A 17,757-nucleotide genomic window follows, 5' to 3' on the forward strand; every position below is an offset into this window, starting at 1 on the left:
AGTTCCAGCAATGACCATGGAATTCACCGACCGCCTGACCCGAGTCGAACCGTCCGCAACCCTCGCCATCTCCGCGCTCGCCACCGAACTCGAGCAAGAGGGCGCAGACGTCGTCGATCTGTCCGTCGGCGAACCCGACTTCCCGACGCCACAGAACATCGTCGACGCCGGCCAGGACGCAATGGACGCCGGCCACACCGGCTACACGACCTCCGCCGGTATCCTCGAACTCCGCAAAGCCATCGCGGACAAACTCGCCGCTGACGGCCTCGACCACGGCCCCGAGGAAATCATCGTCACCCCCGGCGCGAAGCAGGCGCTCTACGAAATCGTCCAGGCCCTGATTCAGGACGGCGACGAGGTCGCGCTGCTTGACCCCGCCTGGGTCTCCTACGAGGCCATGGTCAAGATGGCCGGCGGCGACCTCACCCGCGTCGACCTCTCCGACTCCGACTTCCAGCTCGAACCCGCCCTCGACGACCTCGAAGCCGCCGTCTCCGACGAAACCGAGCTGCTCATCGTGAACTCGCCGTCGAACCCGACCGGTGCCGTCTACACGGACGCCGCACTCGAGGGCGTCCGCGACCTCGCCGTCGAACACGACATCACCGTCATCTCCGACGAAATCTACAAGGAGATCACCTACGGCGTCGAACCCACCAGCCTGGGAACGTTCGACGGCATGGCCGACCGCACCATCACCGTCAACGGCTTCTCGAAGGCCTACTCCATGACCGGCTGGCGACTCGGCTACTTCGCCGGCCCCGAGGACCTGATCGGCCAGGCCGGCAAACTCCACAGCCACTCCGTGTCGTCGGCCGTCAACTTCGTCCAACACGCCGGCGTCGAAGCCCTCGAACACACCGACGACGCCGTCACCCAGATGGTCGACGCCTTCGGCCAGCGACGTGAACTCGTTATCGACTTGCTCGACGACCACGACGTCGACGTTGCGGTTCCTGACGGCGCGTTCTACATGATGCTTCCCGTGGCCGACGACGATCAGGCCTGGTGCGAGGGAGCGCTCGAGGACGCCCACGTCGCAACGGTTCCCGGCAGCGCGTTCGGGACGCCCGGTTACGCCCGCATCTCCTACGCGGCGAGCGAAGAGCGACTCGAGGAGGGTATCGAACGGCTCGCCGAGGAAGGGTATCTCTAACCTGCCAGACGGGACTATCGTTCGTTTTCACACGAGTTCAGTTGCTCGTCGGACAAGTCAAGCGGCCAGAGATGCGACGCTTGAGTCCTCAGCGGCGAGATGGTGCGCGATCGAAGTGTCCTCAGGATCCGAACAGCTATGTCGAGCGTGTGCGTATTAGTACCATGATGTCGAGAGCCACGAGCACGCCGCTCGACGACATCGAGTTCCTCGCGCGGTCGGAACATCGCGTGGCCGTGCTCGATGCGCTGGCCGACCGGCCTCGGAGTCGAGTTGCGCTTCGGAGGGAGACGGGGGCGTCGTCGTCCACGGTCGGGCGGACGCTGCGGGCGTTCGAAGAGCGCAACTGGATCAGACGGACCGGCAAGCGGTACGAAACGACGCAGTTGGGCGCGTTCGTCGCGGCGGGGCTGCGGGAGTTGATCGACCGGCTCGAAACCGAGCGGAAGCTTCGCGATACCTGGGAGTGGCTTCCGAGCGAGGAAAGCGGGTTCACCGTCGAGATGGCGACCGACGCGGTCGTGACGGCCGCCGCGGTCGATTCGCCGTACCGGCCGGTGAACCGATTCGCATCCCTGTTCGAGGAGACAGACGAGTTTCGGTTCGTCGGGTTCGATATCGCCCTGCTCGAACCCTGTAAGGACGAGCTTCGAGAGCGAGTTCTCGACGGGATGCGGACGGAGATCATCGACCCGCCGAGCGTCGACCGCTCCATTCTCGCGACCTACGGGGAGCACTGCGCCGGGCCGCTCGAAAGCGGGAATCTCACGGTCCGCGTGCACGACGACTTGCCGCCCTACGGCGTCAGTCTCTTCGACGATCGGGTCGCCGTTAGCTGTGCTGACCAGCACAGCGGCGCGGTGCAACTGTTGCTCGACACCGACGCACCGGCGACTCGGGAGTGGGCAGAATCGACGTTCGAGCGCTATCGGCGGGAGTCGCGACCGCTCACGCTCGAATCAACGAGCGAGTGATGTGTGACGGCTCGTAGCCGTAGATGGTTGCAGCAACTGCACGCGAGTCAGGGCGTGCATACCGCCCACTCGGTGCCTACATGCGAGTTCACGGCGTACCCTCTCGCGGGGACTGCACCATGGCTATCGAACACTCCGACGAAGAGACAATAACGGCGCTACAGGTAGCGTGTGACACCGAGGTTTCGGGCTGTGTCTTCCTCATGCGGACGGAGGAGGAGGACAAAGACCGACTGGTCGAAATCACGCGCGATCACGTTCGCGAACAACACGGGAAAGAGTACACCCGCGACGAAATCGAAGCGGAACACGTCACCGAAGTCGAAGTCTGACCGACGGCGATTCGGGACTCCGTATCTTTTCATCGGGATGCCAGATCCCGAGCGTCCCGAGCATGAAACACGAATGATGTCCGTCCTTTCATCAAAGAGAGACGACGAGGGCAGCGAGGTGGAACGAGTCCCGGTCGAACCGGCTGATAAACGATGTCGCTCTCCGTTGGGTACTCCCGATTCTCGTGTTGCCCAACCGTCTTCAGGTCTCCGACTGACGTTATAGAGTTCGTCTCCTTCGGCGCTTTCTCATCACGTACGTTTGATGATGAGTGTCACTACCAAAACCGACTAAGGTCGTCTTCTCTTCTTTTGGAGAGATGGCCAAGACGAAGGTCCACGAGTTAGAGACCGAAGCAGAGTGGTTAGGCGCGTTTCCAGTGATGTCCCAATTGCGGACCCATCTGAACGAAGACTCCTACCTTGACTATCTCCGTGAAATGACCGATGATGGGTACCGACTCTTCGCTGTCTCAGTAGACGACGAAATCGTCTCGCTCGCTGGCGTTGGGATCCAGGTGAATATGTACTACGGTCGCCACGTGTGGGTTTACGAATTGGTAACAGACGCCGACCATCGGTCGAAGGGACATGGTATGAAACTCCTCTCGTTTATCGAAGACTGGGCCGAGGAGAGAAACTGTGAACTCGTCGCCCTCTCTTCTGGACTCCAGCGTGAGGATGCCCATCGCTTCTATGAGGAGCGGGCCGGGATGGAGCGGGCTAGCTACGTGTACAAACAGCCGTTGAAATAGTCTGTTGAAACAGTATGGCGGATCAATAATCGATAGATCGAACTCGTTACCGATTCTCGCGTTGCTCGACCTTGTTAAGATAGATAATACTCAATGTGCGAATAGATGGAATATCGGTGTTTGTACCATCTATTCCCTACTGGTGGTAAGATTCTTTACCTGTGCCACCATAGTCATATCCATGTCAGCAGAAACGGACGGGCAGGGGAGGCTGTATATCCCCAAAGACGTACGAGAAAAATACGGCGAGAAGTACCACATCGTCACGTACGAAGATAGAATCGAACTCGTTCCGGTTGCAGACAACCCGCTCGCTGCAGTCCGCGAAGCGGCAGGCGAGTTACGTGACGCGTCCGTCGATGATATTCGGGCGGACATCGAAGCAGAAGCGAAAGCGGAGGCCCGCGAGAACGGAGACGATAGATGACGGTCTACGTCGAAACCGACTTTCTACTTGCGCTCGCCAACAACTCGGACTGGTTGCAGCAATCAGCAGAAGAAGCACTCGGCGAGCACGACATCGAAACGTCCGCCTTCTCCTATCTCGAACTCCTTCTCGCCCGAGAACGGTACGAGTTTGAGTACGTCCCACTCGTGGCAAATCTGCTCGAACTCGTTCCTGTCCGAGACGAGGAAGAGCGACAAATCGTTCTGAAGGCCGTCAACTACTACGATGAGGGAATGACGGCGTTCGATGCGTTCCACGCCGCGACTGCAGAGACGCGGACGCAGAACGTGCTCTCCTCGGAAAAGGACTACGCGGACATCGAGGTGGAACGAGTCCCGCTAGAACCGGCTGATGAGTGACGTAGTACGTAGTAATATCTCTATCGCGCTACCGATTCTGTCGCTTCTCTACCTTGTTCAAATTTGTGAAATTCATCATGCAGAATGGGGAATAATGGTCTATCTCGATACGAAGTAAGACTGTGGGTGTTCTTCGCAGACCATCCTAATATTCAAGACTTCTTTCTCAGATGTCCATTGATATGAGAGATCTATGGCCAGATAGTTCGTACGAAAAGCCGGATCCTGACGGCATCTACGATACTGTTCGGTCTGCACTTAACCGCGAGCAATGACATCCCCGTTCGTCCATGAGGGTGAGAGAGTAAAACCGTGGGGGGTTATCTATTTTCTCTTTGTTCAACCTTGTTCAGTTCGATCAACAACCGAAAGATCGCCTTCACCAGATTCGCGTCGACATCGAACTGCTCTGCGTTCTGCCCCGCTCGTTCCATTACCTGCTCCTCCTGTTTCTCGTCGGTCGTCGGCAGGTCCTTCTCGTCTTTGACCGCCGCGATCGTATCCGCGACGTAGGTTCGCTGGGCGATCAGTTCGACGATCTCCTGGTCGATCGTCTCGATCTCCTCGCGGAGTTCTTCGAGATCCATCTCGTCCGGTGTTCGGTTCTCGCTTGCGATCTCGTCTCCGTTCGAAGCTGAATCTGGCGTCATGATGTTTGAATACGTGTCCCGTCTGTTCGGGTCTGCAGTAATCGTGTCGTTCCCTCGCGCTCGTTCCACCGCTCTCGAACGCCGGCCAGCGTGTCGCGGTCGCCGACGGCGACGTAGCTGGGTCCGGTTCCGGACAACGACACTCCGGTTACGTCCGGCAGCGCGTCGAGCATCGGTCCCGTCGAGAACTCGAGCGCGCCACAGAACGCGAAGCCGTTGACCGTCATCGCCTCGCCGTAGCGGCCATCGAGTGCGAGTTCTTCGACGAGTTCAGCCATCGGCGCGATGCGCTCGCAGGCGGCGATGTCGGCATCGGCGCTGTAGGCTTGCGTCGGCGGCGTGTAGACCGCCGCGTGCCAGTCGGGTTCGTCGCGGGCGAGCAGTTCGTCGCTCGTGTTGTCGGTGATCGTCACGCCGCCGAGCATGCTCGCGCTGGCGTCGTCGAACGCGCCGGTCGCGGTGACACCGGCCTCGCGAGCGGCCCGAACGCCGAGTCGACAGGCGTCGATGCGATCGACGGCGTCGCTGACTGCCAGTGCATCGAGCGTCGCGAGAACGGTGGCGTTGGCCGCGGCGCTCGAACTCTTTAGCCCGCCGGCCATCGGGACCTCGCTTTCGGTGTGAACGCGAGCGCCGACGGTGGACCGATCGAGGCCGGCCGACGCGGCGAACTCGTCGAGGGTCAGGTCGACGCAGCGTTCGATGAGCGTCGTGTCCGCGTCCGGGTGGCCGTCGACCCGGCCGACGGTTTCGCCACTGTCGGTGAGTTCGACCGTCGCGGTCGTCTCGAGATCGATCGCGAAGGCTGAACCGGTCCCCGTCGCGAGTGCGTTGAGGACCGTTCCGGCTGCGGGTGCGACGGCGCGGCCGTCCATACGAGAAGACTCACAGAGTGCGTACTTACGGCTGGCGGTTCTGACAAGTCTTCTCTTGGATGGGAACCGAAACTGAATAGCGACCGCTGAGAACACACCGCTTTTCCCGACTCCGCCCGAACGAGCGAACAATGAGCGCACGCAATAACGTCGCTCCGAGTACGATCACCGTCAATCTCGTCGAGGGCGGGGTCGTCGTCCAGTACCTCGACGGCCGGGAAGTCTTCTACCACGGGCCGCCCGAACCCGTCACGGAGTCGATCAAGACCCCGCCGGGGAAGGACGTCCACGTCCTCGTCACCGACCCCGACGGCGTCGAGGGCGTCATGACCTACGTCAACGACCGGGACACCCACGACGATATCCTGGAGACGACCGGCGTCGGTCGCGTGATACTCAGCGGTGACGACGAAGAAGTACTGTATCCGGGCGTGTCCGTCTCGACGGACGCCTACTCGATCCGCGTCGAGGCCGACCTCTCGCTGGTCGACGGACGGGTGTTCGTCTTCGCCGAGGACGAACTGAGCGAACACGCCTACGAACTCGTTCCCGCTACCGACGAATCCGCTACCGACGAATCCACTACCGACGAGTTCACGAGCGGCGAGTCGGACGACACTCCCGAGCAGCATCGTGAGGACTCCACCGCGTAACATGCCGCTACAAAAAGCCTGGACGACGCTCGATCGGGAGGCTGTCGCAAGTGCACCAGATCGGCCCGGCGTCTACGAACTCGGCGACGAGTCCGGCACGGTGCTGTCGGTCGGCCACGGTGTCTTGCGCGACGAACTGAAGACGGCGCTTGCCTACGGCGACGGCGACCGCGTCCGCTGGACCGAGACGCACACGTTAGATCGCGCAGGTGAACTCGCTGCGTCTCATCGCGAGCGGCTCAAGTAGGCCGCCTGCGGATTAATCGGCTGCTGGCTCATCGAGACCGTCGCGAGTACAGAACTTATTGAATGTAGCTCGGATCAGCTCCGTCACACCGTTTTTCGTGCGCCGTTGCATCGGACTTCTCGTCGAAGAGCAGTCCGCAGGTTTCACACTCGTACCAGGTGGCGTCGTCCCGCTCGGTCTGGACCACCATATCGCGAGTTGGCCACGAATACCCAAAGGCGTTGCTCCGGCACACGGGGACGTGCTGCCGGGATGGAAATCTGAGCTGATACCGTCTCGATGAAACGTATCGTGAGATGGGAGTGACGTGGGTAATTCTCAAGGCGACGTGGCCGAAAGAACCGGGTATGAGTGGGTCGGATTCCGACGGCATCTCGCTGTCGGTCCAAGCGGCCGAGAAGCGCGATGCAGGCCGAGGTGTCGCCCGAATACCTGAGCTTGCTCGCCGACAGCTGGGCGTTCTCAGTGGCGATACGATCGTCATCGAAGGCGAGGGCGACGGTGGAAAGACGACCGTCGCAAAAATGTGGCCGGCGGACGCGTCGATTCCGGAGCACGCGATTCAGATCGACGGCGACACCCGCGCCAATGCCGGCGTTCACGTCGGCGATACGGTCACCATCCGGACGAAGGACACGTCCTCGATCCGCGACGCTGAGCGCGTGACACTAACGCCGCCACCGACGCTGTCTTCCAGCCAGCAGCAAGTCGCCGAACACGAGGCGGCCAAGACGCTGCGAAACCGACCGGTGCGCGCCGGAGAACAGATCAGAATCGAAGGCGTCGGCCAGGAACCATTTTCCGTCGTCGACACGACCCCTGGCGGCGACGTTCGAATCACGAGTTCAACGACGGTCCGCGTCACTGGCTCGGCGGGTGGTGGGGCGGCCTCCGGTACCGGTACCGATACCAGTAGCAGTACCGGCTCGAGTACAGCCACCACCCCCGAGAGTGACGGCGAGAGCACTGGCACAGCCACGGCTGGTAGCGGCTCGTCGCCAGCCACCGGCGAGCAGCCGGCAGACGGCACAGCCAGTTCCGGCGTCACCTACGAGGACATCGGCGGCCTGGACGACGAACTCGAACTCGTGCGGGAGATGATCGAACTCCCGCTGTCGGAGCCGGAGCTGTTCCAGCGGCTCGGAGTCGAACCGCCCTCCGGCGTGTTGCTCTACGGCCCGCCCGGGACCGGGAAGACGCTGATCGCCCGGGCGGTCGCGAACGAGGTCGACGCCCATTTCGTGACGATTTCGGGGCCGGAGATCATGTCGAAGTACAAGGGCGAATCCGAAGAGCAGCTGCGCCAGACATTCGAGCAGGCGCGTGAGGACGCTCCGACGATCATCTTCTTCGACGAAATCGACTCGATCGCGGGGACGAGAGACGACGACGGCGACGCCGAAAATCGGATCGTCGGTCAGTTGCTGACGCTGATGGACGGCCTCGACGCGCGCGGCGAAGTGATCGTCATCGGCGCGACGAACCGCGTCGATAGCATCGACCCCGCACTCCGCCGCGGCGGCCGGTTCGACCGCGAAATCCAGATCGGCGTTCCCGACGAAACGGGACGCAAAGAGATCCTCGAGGTCCACACCCGCGGGATGCCGCTCGCGGACGACGTCGACGTGGACGCCCTCGCCCGTCGGACGCACGGCTTCGTCGGCGCGGATCTGGACGGCGTCGCAAGCGAGGCCGCGATGGCGGCGATTCGGGATCGGCCGGCCGAGACGGACGACCGCGAGGCGTGGAACCGGAATCCGACGGTACAAAAGCGCCACTTCGACGAGGCGCTTGCCTCCGTCGAGCCCTCGGCGATGCGCGAGTACGTCGCCGAGTCGCCCGACACGAATTTCACCAACGTCGGCGGGCTCGAGGACGCAAAGCAGACGCTTCGGGAATCCGTCGAGTGGCCGCTGACCTACGACCGCCTCTTCGAGGCGACGAACACCCAACCACCCTCAGGCGTCCTGCTCTACGGCCCGCCGGGAACCGGCAAGACGCTCCTCGCCCGCGCGCTGGCCGGCGAAACCGACGTGAACTTCGTCCGCGTCGACGGCCCCGAAATCGTCGACCGCTACGTCGGCGAGAGTGAAAAGGCCATCCGAAAGGTGTTCGAACGCGCCCGCCAGGCCGCCCCTTCCATCGTCTTCTTCGACGAAATCGACGCCATCACCGCCGCCCGCGGCGAAGGCCACGAAGTCACGGAACGCGTTGTCTCGCAACTGCTGACCGAACTCGACGGCATGCGCGAGAATCCGAACCTGGTCGTCCTCGCGGCGACCAACCGCAAGGACCAGATCGACCCCGCCCTCCTCCGACCCGGCCGCCTCGACACCCACGTCTACGTCGGCGACCCCGACCGCAAGGCCCGCGAGAAGATCCTCGCGGTCCACACCCGCGGCAAGCCCCTCAGCGACGACGTGGCCCTCGACGAACTGGCTGCTGAACTCGAAGGCTACACCGGCGCGGACCTCGAAGCCCTTGTTAGAGACGCCTCGATGAAGGCGATCCGCGAGGTTGCAGACGAGTTCAGTCCGGGCGAAGCGAACGAGCGGGCCGACGAGGTCGTCGTCGAGCGCCGACATCTCGAGGCGGCGCGGGGGAACGTCGATACGCCGTAGCGGCGGTTTGTGTGGCGTGCGCTCGAGTGCGCTCGAGTGCTGTCGCGTGCCTGGTGCGGTCGTGGGCCGCGGGTTACGCGAGAGAAGCAGGGAAATGGCGCGGATTACGCATCGAGGACATCGAATTCCCCGAACGGGCCATCGTCGAGGATTACGGTCTCACCAGCGGTCATCGAGTCGCCGGGATCGACGGCGATGTCGTCGATGTCGACCGCGGGTGGAAAGAGCACGTCGACGCGGCTGCCGAAGGCGATGTGGCCGAGTCGGTCGCCGCGGTCGAGTTCATCGTCGGCCTCGCAATAGGGGTGGATTCGGCGAGCGAACGCGCCGGCGATGAAGGTGACGGTCGCCTCGCTGTCGGTCGGCAGCTGGTTCGTGGCTGCGTCGGTCTCGAACCGCACGTGGACGCGCTCGTTTCGGTCGGAGTCCTTGGAGAAGGCGGGTTTGTTCGCGCCGGGGATGTGTTCGACGTCGGTGATCGTTCCGGCGAAGGGAGCGCGGACGACATGGACGTGCCAGACGTTCATGAAGGTGCCGAGGCGGACGCGGTCGCCCTCCTCGCGCAGGACGGACACGGTGCCGTCGGCGGGGGCGACGACGCCGGTCGGCGGCGGCGTGCGCTCCGGATCGCGGAAGAAGGCGAGCGTTCCGACGCCGAGTGCGAGCGCGACGACGCTCGCCGTCACGCTGAAGATGAACGCGAAGGGGGCGGCGAGCAGCGGCACGAGGGCGTACTTCCAGGCTCCCGGCGCGAGGTTCATAGCGGGAGAAGGTGAGCGAGTTGTATGGTCGTTACGGATGGGGTGCTCGTGTCGTGATACAGGTGTGGATCACGCTACGTGCCTGCCCGAATCGCGAGTCGAATCCGGTTCGCAAAGACGTTCATCTCGCCCGTCGCGTGGGTGCTCTTGCTGATGAACGCGGAAACACCGGCCGCGAGTGCCTCGTCGACGAGCGGTTCGAGCGAGTTCCCGGTAAAGAGTACGAACGGAACCCTCTCCTCGGAGAGCGAGCACGCGAGTTCGATTCCGGTCTCGTCGGGGAGTTCGTAACTCGAGACGACGCAGTCGAAGTCCCCCGTTGCGAGTGCCGTCCGCGTCGCGGCCGCCGTCGCCACCGCGTCGACCTCGAAGCCGTGTTCCTCCCGTAACGTCTTGCTGACGTGTTCCGTGAGGAACTCGCTGTCTTCGACGAGAAGAACGCTGTGAGATGGCATGTATGGTGGCAGTGACACAGGTTTATCTAATAGTTCTTCTTGCAGATTCGGATCGTTCCGCCGGGAGACGCGTGAACTGAAACGAACGACTCCGGTTAATCCCAGAACGACTGCGTCCGCGCGTACTCGCGTTCCTTCGAGAGGATGTCGCGGTAGAACTCGTCCTCGTTCTCCCGCAGTTTGTTGATGATCTGGGCGGCGTTGTGCGGGCCGACGCCGCGGGCCGCCATCGCGACGACGGCTCGTTTGCCGTGGCTCTGGACGAGACTCGCCGCGCGGTACGCGCGCTCGGTCATCTTCTCCTGTTCCTCGTCCTTTTCTTCCGCGCGCACCGCCTGCACGACCTCGTCGGCCCACGGGTTCAGTGAGGCGATGCGCGTCGACCCGCACTCGGGACACTGGGGCTGGTCGCGAACGCGCTTGACCTTCGTCGTGACCTTCCAGTCCTTGCAGTGCGTACACAGCAGGATGATCCGGTCGTCCTGCAGCCGCTCCTTGACGGTCTCGATGACCCCCGCATCGGCGTTCTCGGGGGCGAGTAACTCTTTCCCGCCGGAGGAACGGCCGCCCCGACCGACCGGCGTCCGCCCGCGGTAGGTGACGAGTTCGATCTCGCCGGCCTGAACGCCGTCGAGAACCGCTGTCGCCCGCTCGATGTCCAGATCCTCGTGGAACACCTCGCGGATCGACTCGTCGTACATCGGGGTATCCTCGAGTGCAGCGAGCAGGCGGTCGTTCGAGAGTCGGCCCGAACCCTGTCCCTGCCAGCGCTTGAGCGCGCCGAACTTGGCGGAGACCTGCGCCAGCCGGAACGCGAGCGCATCGGAGTTCTTGAGCCCGAGTTCGACGATGGCCCCGACGTGCTCGGGGTCTGTCTCTTCGAAGACCTCGACGATGTCGCTCGTCGCGACCGACGTGGGTACCTCGAGTTCGATCCGGTAGGGGTCAGTTTCGAGGCCGACCGAGGAGCCAGCCTGCTGACCGAGCAGTGACGAGAGAACGCGTCCGAGCGTCTCGTTTGCCGTGTGGCCGTAACAGGCGTTGATGACGATGGTTCGGCCCTGGCGTTCGAGGACGATCCGATCCGCGGTTGGCATCGGCGCGGCCCCGTCCGATTCCGACTCAGTTCCCGACCGCAAACCGGATCCCGAACCAGCGTCGACCTGCCGCTCGAGTTGCGTACAGGCCTCGGTCAGCGTGAACTCGTCCGCGGGATACCGGCCGGCGAGTTCGCGACCGACGGCGCGGGCGTCCGCGCCCGCTTCGAACTGCGGTTCGGCGACGCCGCGAATCTCGCCGACCTCCTGGGCGACCGCCGCGGGGACCGGAATCTCCTGCCCGATCCAGGATGGCACCTCGCCGGCGGGGTCCTCGATCGGGCTGACCTTCACCCGCGCCTCGTCGTCGTCGATTTCTGCGATACGCCACATCTCGCCGCGCTGGACGAACACCTCGCCCGGCTGGGCGAAGTTGACGACGAACCGCTCGTCTAAGGTCCCGATCTGTGAACTCGAGGCGATGTCGTGGACCTCGTAGGTCTCCTCGTCGGGGATCATCGAGAGGTTGGCGTAGACGTACTGCCAGGTGCCGCCGGTGGTCTCGAGGCGGTCCTCGCCCTCGTCGAACCAGACGATCCGGTTGCGGTGGAGTTCACCGAGGATCTCGTGGAACGTCTCCGGCGCGAGGTCGCGGAACGGATACGCTCGGCTGACGGTCTCGTAGGCGTCGCGGACGGGCACCGAGCCGCGGCTCTGGACGAATCCTGGGATCTGGTTTGCGACCACGTCGAGGCTGCCCTCGTGGATCCGCGCCGGTTCGACCTCGCCGTCGCGGGCGCGGCGGGCAATCGCCAGCGCTTCGAAGGTGTCGTCGGGTCGGGTGGTGACGATCGTGCCGCTCGAGACCTCGTCGCGTCGGTGCCCGGCGCGGCCGACCCGCTGGAGCAGGCGGGCGACCTGCCGCGGACTCTTGTACTGGATCACGTGATCGACGCGGCCCACGTCGATTCCGAGTTCCATCGAGGAGGTACAAAGCAGACCGTCCAGCTCCCCGGCCTTGAATCGGTCTTCGACGTCGATCCGGGCCTCCTTCGAGAGCGAGCCGTGGTGGACGCCGATCGGCAGGTCGAGTTCTTTGAAGCGCGAGCCCAGGGCCTCGGCGGTCTGGCGCGTGTTGACGAAGACGAGCGTGGACTCGTGTTCGTCGACGAGGTCGCGGATCAGGCGAACGTGACTCGCCGTGTCGGGTTCGGTCATCAGTTGCCCGGCGAGTTGCTCGTCCTCGTCGGTGATCTCGGGTTCGCGGACGGTCACGTCGACGTTGCTGCCGACGTCGATTTCGCGGATCTCGCAGGGCCGGCCGCCGGTGAGGAACTGGCCGACTTCGTCGGGGTCGCCGACGGTCGCCGAGAGTCCGATTCGCTGGAACTGCCCGGCGATGTCGCGGAGGCGCTCGAGCCCGATCGCCAGCTGTGCGCCGCGTTTGGAGGCCGCGAGTTCGTGGACTTCGTCGATCACGACGTGGGAGAGGTCCGCAAGCGCGTCCCGGAGGCGGTCGCCGGTGAGCATCGCCTGGACGGTTTCGGGCGTCGTAATCAGTACGTCCGGCGGGTCCTCGGCTTGCTTGCTGCGCTGGTAGTCGGTCGTGTCGCCGTGGCGAACGTCGACTTCGAGGTCGAGGAACTCGCCCCACCACTCGAGGCGCTCTAACATGTCGCGGTTGAGCGCCCGCAGCGGCGTCACGTAGAGCGCGCCGAATCCCTCGGGTTGGGAGTCGACGAGGTCGTCGAAGACGGGGAGCATGGCCGTTTCGGTCTTGCCACTCCCGGTCGGTGCGATCACGAGCGTGTTCCGGCCGGCGGCGAGCGGCGGAATCGCGAGCCGTTGTGGTGCCGTCGGCGTCGAGAATCCGCGCTCGGAGAGCGCTCCGCGGACTGTCGGGCCGAGACGTGAGAAAGCCGCAACGTCCCCCTCGGTCATCGAACCGGGATACGGGCGAGCGATGCATAAGAGCCACGTTCTTGACCACAATTCACGTTCAGGTGACGGTACGGAGTGCCTAGACGTCGGTAACCGGCACATACCTACAACGGTCTATTCAGTATGCCGACGAGATGACAGCTCCACGCAGACGACTGTCACAGACCCGTACTAATCGACACCCGTTGATGGAAACAGGTCCCGAATCGGTGAACTCGGCCGACCGACCGAACGCGTCGCCGACGCCCACGATACCGCATTCGTCGCGGAGGCGATCGCTATGAAGCGTGACGCTCCGTCCGGCCGCCGTGCGGTGCTCGTCGTCGGTATCTGCGCCCTTCTCGGCGCAGTCGCCGCCTTCGGCCCCGTCGGTGCCGCCGCGGCCGGACACGGTTCCGACCCCGTGTCCGCAATTGCGCAACAGTACGTCTCCGAGGAGGAGTACGTCGAGGCCGTTCCGGAGCAAGGCGACCCGTACTTCGAGGCGGCGGCTGACGACGGGAGCTGGATCAGTTACACGAACCCGCGCGACGACTACCGCATGCCCTACCTCGGCGAGGGCTCCGGGAAGATGTGCGTCACGTTGGTCAACGAGGCCGGCCAACCCGTCTCCGGTGAATCGGTACCGGACACGACCGTGACGATTCCCACCGGCGAGTCGCTTTCCTGGCACCAGGGAGCCGATCCGTTCACCGTCGAGTACCCGCTGACGGACAACTATAACCGCCCGATGGACGGGGATCAGTTCGGCACGAGCGAACTCCCGCAGGGTGATGGTTACCTCGACTCACACTGTGTCGAATGGCACGGACTCCCAGAAGACGAGACCGTCGAATACGGCGAAGTCGAAATCGAGGGCCCCCACGCGGACCAGATCGAACTCGTCGGCTACATTCAGCAAGCCAACCAGGACTGGAAGTCGGACATCGATCCGCTCGAAGCGGCCGAACCCTACGAGGAAGCCGGCGGTAGCTGGACGTACACGCCCGACGGCTCGCACGGCGATATGGTCGCCGTGTTGCAACTCGACGGCGACGCGGACATCCCCGTCAACGAGACGGACGGCAACGCCGACGACGGAACTGGCACCGGCTCCGGTTCCGACACCGATACCGGCGACAACGACGGCGATAGCGGAACCGATTCCACGAACGACACTGACACGGTTCCTGGCTTCGGCGTTCTCGCTGCAGTGGGCGCGCTGCTCGCCGCTGTCGTGGCTCGCCGGCGCGGATAGCTGAGAACCCGTAAAACCGATGATTCTTTGCTGATTGCCACGAGATACCCGCCAATGACGAGCGATAACACGGAGACGGATACCGATTCCGCGCGCGTCCCGATCGTCTGTGACGCCTGCGAGACGACCTCTCGCGTCCCGCTCTCGAACGTCGCCGACGCGGTCGAGCGACACAACGCCCAACTTCACGACGGTGAAGCCGTCGCAGAGGTCGATCCGGACATCGCAGACCAAATCGCCGATCTGGTCGCGACTGAACTCGGCTTGCTCGACGAGACGGAGTGAGCATCGCAATCGCAATCGAGAAGCGTTCGATTGCGATCCACAGCGACTCATCGTTGCGCACCACCACCTTCCCGTGCAATCGAAACCAACGCGATCATCTCACACCGTCTACTACGTGACAGAAACTTCTGCACCGCGCGACTACGACCTCCATACGCATGTCCCGTACGACCTACACCTGTCACTGTGGTGCCGTCATCCAGTACAATCACGACCTCGAGAAAGAGCCCGGGACCGTCTCCCGAAACTGGAACTGCGCCGACTGCGGCACGCGCGTCCCTAATACGATTGCCGAGCGCATCCAGCACCAACACCCCTCGTAAATCGCTCGGGGTCGCGTCCCGAGGGTTCGTCTCGACCGAACCCGTTTCCGATCAGTTCTTTCTTGCCCGCAGAGTGCGTACAACGCGCCATGACAGCGGACGACGACTCCGACACCGAATCGGACGCCGAACCAGATACCGAACCGGATACCGAAGTGCCCGCCGACTGGATGGACCCCGCCGACGAGCCGATTCTCGAACTCCTGAGCCAGGACGAGTTCTTCATGCCGGACCAGATCGAATCCGAAAAGATCTGTCGGAGCCCGCACGCCGCCTACCGGTGTCGAGAACTCACGAAACGGGATCTACTGACGAAACACGCGCCGGGAATGTACGACATCACTGAACTCGGTGAACAGTTCCTCGCGGGTGAGGTGGACCCGACCGAGATATCTGGGCCCGAAGCGGAAGAGTCGGAGGCGGGAGACGACGGCACCGACGAAGGCGAAGGGGAGGAGACCAACGAGACCGACGAGACAACAGCAGAATAGCCGGCCCTCGCCCCGATCAACCGCCGTCCGCCACGGCCACAGGGGCGTTCGCTTCGAGAAACGCGACCACCTCGTCACCGCCGAGAAATCCATCAGCACGCGTTGCGATCGGTTCGCCCGCTCGAAAAAACACCAGCGTCGGTACCGACTAAATCTCGAACCGATCAACGAGTTCGAGATCGTCCCGCGGATTCACCAGCCCAATGGCGACGGCTGTCGACCGCGCAACGGTGCCGAGTACTGGTCCCATCGCCTGACACAGCGGGCAGCCTCCGTGTAAAACTCCACAAGTGGAGTCTCGTGACGCTCGATGAACGCATCGAGTTCAGCTTCAGTGTCGAGTTGCACCGGTGTGGCTGTGAACTCGTTCATAGTCGGTGACGGGACTCCGCGAGGAAATCTGTGCCGGACGCGTTGTCACAACCATTCGTCAACCTGCAGCGCAACGTTTGCCACGGGATGTGCCACTCTCGGCTGAACTCGAATTGTTGTGGACAAACATCCACGAATCCATGTGAAGAAGGATATTCGCCCACAACAGTAGAGTTTTAGTAGTGGGTCCCGTGGATTGAGCCGAACAAAAGATGACAGACGGGAACCTGACTACGGCAGAGCAGAACGTGTTAGACAAAATCGAGACGGAGGACGTCGATTTCCTCCGATTGCAGTTTACGGATATCCTCGGAACCGTCAAGAACGTCTCTGTGCCGGCACGTCAGGCCGAGAAGGCGTTTACCGAGGGCATCTACTTCGACGGCTCCTCGATCGAGGGCTTCGTCCGGATCCAGGAATCGGACATGCGGCTGAAGCCGGATCCGGAGACGTTCGCAATCTTGCCGTGGCGCAACGACGAGAACAGCGCGGCAGCCCGGATGATCTGCGACGTCTACGACACCTCGACGGGTGAGCCGTTCGAGGGCGATCCGCGCTACGTGCTCAAGCGCGCCCTCGACCGCGCCAAGGAGATGGGGTACACGGTCAACGCCGCGCCGGAACCGGAGTTCTTCCTGTTCGAGGAGGACGAAGACGGATACGCGACGACGACGACCAACGACGCGGGCGGCTACTTCGACCTCGCGCCGAAGGACCTCGCGAGCGACGTGCGCCGGGACATCATTTACGGCCTCGAGAGCATGGGCTTCGAGGTCGAAGCGAGCCACCACGAGGTCGCGGAGGGCCAGCACGAGATCAACTTCGAGTACGACGACGCGCTGACGACGGCGGACAACGTCGCCACCTTCCGCACTGTCGTTCGCGCCATCGCCGCCCAGCACGACTACCACGCGACGTTCATGCCCAAGCCGATCCCGAAGATCAACGGCTCGGGAATGCACACCCACCTCTCGCTCTTTACCGAGGACGGCGAGAACGCCTTCCACGATGCGGACGACGAGTTCGATCTGTCGGAGACGGCTCACTCGTTCCTCGCTGGGATCCTCGAGCACGCCCCGGCGATCACGGCGGTCTCGAATCCGACGGTCAACAGCTACAAGCGGCTGGTACCGGGCTACGAAGCGCCGGTCTACGTCGCCTGGTCCGACCGCAACCGCTCGGCGCTGATCCGCAAGCCCGCGGCCCGCACGTCCGCGGCCTCGCGAATCGAAGCCCGCTTCCCCGACCCGTCCTGTAACCCGTACCTCGCGTTCGCCGCGCTCATCCACGCCGGTCTCGACGGCATCGAGAACGATCTCGACTGTCCGGACCCGGTTCGCGAGAACATCTACGAGTTCGACGAACAGAAACGGGAAGAGTACGGTATCGAAACGCTGCCGTCGAACCTCGGCGGAGCCGTCGACGCCTTGAAAGCGGACGATGTCATCTACGACGCGCTCGGCGACCACGTCGCTCCGAAGTTCGTCGAAGCCAAGAACCAGGAGTTCGAGGAGTACCTGATCGACGTCTCGCAGTGGGAACTCGACCGGTACCTCGAAACGTTCTAACCGCCGCTCGCTGGTGTTCACCCCGCGAGTTCGGGTGCGGGTTTCGGCTCACTGATCTGCTGTCACCTCGCGTCTCGTCTTTCGATTTTCGATTCGGTATCGGTTCCGACTCGCGTCGCGACCGCAAGGTCCCTCCATATCGATGCTCGCCGGCGGTTAGCGTGCGCCGAACCGGCGAGTGAGCGGAGACCGGATGAGATTTCGGGACGGGCGC

20 protein-coding genes and 1 pseudogene are annotated in these 17,757 nt (G+C 63.2%); 14 read left to right on the forward strand and 7 right to left on the reverse strand.

The window, feature by feature from the left end:
• Positions 1 to 10 precede the first annotated feature (10 nt).
• From SM755_RS04345 to SM755_RS04370, 6 genes are all read left to right on the forward strand, one after another.
• Positions 11 to 1,159, forward strand: coding sequence for a pyridoxal phosphate-dependent aminotransferase (locus SM755_RS04345; protein ID WP_323171593.1), 1,149 nt, complete (start codon positions 11 to 13; stop codon positions 1,157 to 1,159).
• Positions 1,160 to 1,323: 164 nt separating this feature from the next.
• Positions 1,324 to 2,133 (forward strand): MarR family transcriptional regulator, encoded by an 810-nt coding sequence (locus SM755_RS04350; RefSeq protein ID WP_323171594.1) that lies wholly within the window; start codon positions 1,324 to 1,326, stop codon positions 2,131 to 2,133.
• 119 nt (positions 2,134 to 2,252) lie between these two features.
• Positions 2,253 to 2,465 (forward strand): hypothetical protein, encoded by a 213-nt coding sequence (locus SM755_RS04355; RefSeq protein WP_006663995.1) that lies wholly within the window; start codon positions 2,253 to 2,255, stop codon positions 2,463 to 2,465.
• A gap of 320 nt (positions 2,466 to 2,785) precedes the next feature.
• On the forward strand, positions 2,786 to 3,220 hold the full coding sequence (locus tag SM755_RS04360; RefSeq protein ID WP_006663994.1) for a GNAT family N-acetyltransferase: 435 nt from the start codon (positions 2,786 to 2,788) through the stop codon (positions 3,218 to 3,220).
• Between the two features lie 181 nt (positions 3,221 to 3,401).
• A complete protein-coding gene (locus tag SM755_RS04365; RefSeq protein WP_323171595.1) occupies positions 3,402 to 3,647 on the forward strand; it encodes an AbrB/MazE/SpoVT family DNA-binding domain-containing protein in 246 nt (81 codons plus the stop codon).
• Positions 3,644 to 4,027 carry a PIN domain-containing protein gene (locus SM755_RS04370; RefSeq protein WP_323171596.1) on the forward strand — a complete coding sequence of 128 codons (384 nt, stop codon included), beginning with the start codon at positions 3,644 to 3,646 and terminating at the stop codon, positions 4,025 to 4,027. The genes SM755_RS04365 and SM755_RS04370 overlap by 4 nt, the downstream gene beginning before the upstream one ends.
• A 320-nt stretch (positions 4,028 to 4,347) precedes the next feature.
• On the opposite strand, the gene SM755_RS04375 is transcribed toward SM755_RS04370, so the two are convergent.
• Together SM755_RS04375 and SM755_RS04380 are read right to left on the reverse strand one after the other, a co-directional pair.
• Complete coding sequence (locus tag SM755_RS04375) at positions 4,348 to 4,677, reverse strand: chorismate mutase (protein WP_006663993.1); 330 nt, start codon at positions 4,675 to 4,677, stop codon at positions 4,348 to 4,350.
• Positions 4,674 to 5,552 carry a shikimate kinase gene (locus SM755_RS04380; protein WP_323171597.1) on the reverse strand — a complete coding sequence of 293 codons (879 nt, stop codon included), beginning with the start codon at positions 5,550 to 5,552 and terminating at the stop codon, positions 4,674 to 4,676. Before SM755_RS04380 ends, SM755_RS04375 begins: the two co-directional genes overlap by 4 nt.
• Positions 5,553 to 5,683: 131 nt before the next feature.
• Between SM755_RS04380 and SM755_RS04385 the strand changes: the two genes are divergently transcribed.
• Both SM755_RS04385 and SM755_RS04390 read left to right on the forward strand, forming a co-directional pair.
• The gene (locus SM755_RS04385) at positions 5,684 to 6,205 is read left to right on the forward strand and encodes a DUF5796 family protein (RefSeq protein WP_323171598.1); all 522 of its coding nucleotides are present in this window, start codon (positions 5,684 to 5,686) and stop codon (positions 6,203 to 6,205) included.
• Position 6,206: 1 nt separating this feature from the next.
• Positions 6,207 to 6,452 carry a hypothetical protein gene (locus SM755_RS04390; protein ID WP_323171599.1) on the forward strand — a complete coding sequence of 82 codons (246 nt, stop codon included), beginning with the start codon at positions 6,207 to 6,209 and terminating at the stop codon, positions 6,450 to 6,452.
• A 55-nt stretch (positions 6,453 to 6,507) separates the two neighbouring features.
• On the opposite strand, the gene SM755_RS04395 is transcribed toward SM755_RS04390, so the two are convergent.
• Positions 6,508 to 6,642: a hypothetical protein gene (locus SM755_RS04395; RefSeq protein ID WP_006663988.1), complete on the reverse strand. Its 135-nt coding sequence runs from the start codon at positions 6,640 to 6,642 to the stop codon at positions 6,508 to 6,510.
• Positions 6,643 to 6,799: 157 nt separating this feature from the next.
• Between SM755_RS04395 and SM755_RS04400 the strand changes: the two genes are divergently transcribed.
• On the forward strand, positions 6,800 to 9,073 hold the full coding sequence (locus tag SM755_RS04400; protein ID WP_323171600.1) for an AAA family ATPase: 2,274 nt from the start codon (positions 6,800 to 6,802) through the stop codon (positions 9,071 to 9,073).
• 104 nt (positions 9,074 to 9,177) lie between these two features.
• Here the strand turns inward: SM755_RS04400 and SM755_RS04405 are convergent, their stop codons facing one another.
• The 3 genes from SM755_RS04405 to SM755_RS04415 form a co-directional block, all read right to left on the reverse strand.
• Complete coding sequence (locus SM755_RS04405; protein ID WP_323171601.1) at positions 9,178 to 9,834, reverse strand: protein sorting system archaetidylserine decarboxylase; 657 nt, start codon at positions 9,832 to 9,834, stop codon at positions 9,178 to 9,180.
• 74 nt (positions 9,835 to 9,908) lie between these two features.
• The gene (locus SM755_RS04410; RefSeq protein WP_323171602.1) at positions 9,909 to 10,289 is read right to left on the reverse strand and encodes a response regulator; all 381 of its coding nucleotides are present in this window, start codon (positions 10,287 to 10,289) and stop codon (positions 9,909 to 9,911) included.
• A 95-nt stretch (positions 10,290 to 10,384) separates the two neighbouring features.
• Complete coding sequence (locus tag SM755_RS04415; protein WP_323171603.1) at positions 10,385 to 13,267, reverse strand: DEAD/DEAH box helicase; 2,883 nt, start codon at positions 13,265 to 13,267, stop codon at positions 10,385 to 10,387.
• A gap of 280 nt (positions 13,268 to 13,547) precedes the next feature.
• On the opposite strand from SM755_RS04415, the gene SM755_RS04420 reads away from it, so the two are divergent.
• The 4 genes from SM755_RS04420 (at position 13,548) to SM755_RS04435 (ending at position 15,603) form a co-directional block, all read left to right on the forward strand.
• Positions 13,548 to 14,504 carry a PGF-CTERM sorting domain-containing protein gene (locus SM755_RS04420; RefSeq protein ID WP_323171604.1) on the forward strand — a complete coding sequence of 319 codons (957 nt, stop codon included), beginning with the start codon at positions 13,548 to 13,550 and terminating at the stop codon, positions 14,502 to 14,504.
• A 54-nt stretch (positions 14,505 to 14,558) separates the two neighbouring features.
• Positions 14,559 to 14,789, forward strand: a complete 231-nt coding sequence (locus tag SM755_RS04425; protein ID WP_006663982.1) for a hypothetical protein — start codon at positions 14,559 to 14,561, stop codon at positions 14,787 to 14,789.
• Positions 14,790 to 14,947: 158 nt separating this feature from the next.
• Entirely contained in the window at positions 14,948 to 15,112 is a 165-nt protein-coding gene (locus SM755_RS04430; protein ID WP_006109440.1) for a hypothetical protein, read from the forward strand.
• Positions 15,113 to 15,201: 89 nt separating this feature from the next.
• Positions 15,202 to 15,603, forward strand: a complete 402-nt coding sequence (locus tag SM755_RS04435) for a hypothetical protein (RefSeq protein ID WP_323171605.1) — start codon at positions 15,202 to 15,204, stop codon at positions 15,601 to 15,603.
• A gap of 16 nt (positions 15,604 to 15,619) precedes the next feature.
• Here the strand turns inward: SM755_RS04435 and SM755_RS04440 are convergent.
• A pseudogene (locus SM755_RS04440) lies at positions 15,620 to 15,975 on the reverse strand (thioredoxin family protein).
• A 212-nt stretch (positions 15,976 to 16,187) separates the two neighbouring features.
• Between SM755_RS04440 and glnA the strand changes: the two are divergent.
• Positions 16,188 to 17,543, forward strand: a complete 1,356-nt coding sequence (glnA, locus tag SM755_RS04445) for a type I glutamate--ammonia ligase (protein ID WP_323171606.1) — start codon at positions 16,188 to 16,190, stop codon at positions 17,541 to 17,543.
• The last annotated feature ends 214 nt before the right edge of the window (positions 17,544 to 17,757 follow it).

The sequence above is a fragment of the Natrialba sp. PRR66 genome, assembly GCF_034808065.1.
GTDB classification, from domain to species: domain Archaea; phylum Halobacteriota; class Halobacteria; order Halobacteriales; family Natrialbaceae; genus Natrialba; species Natrialba aegyptia.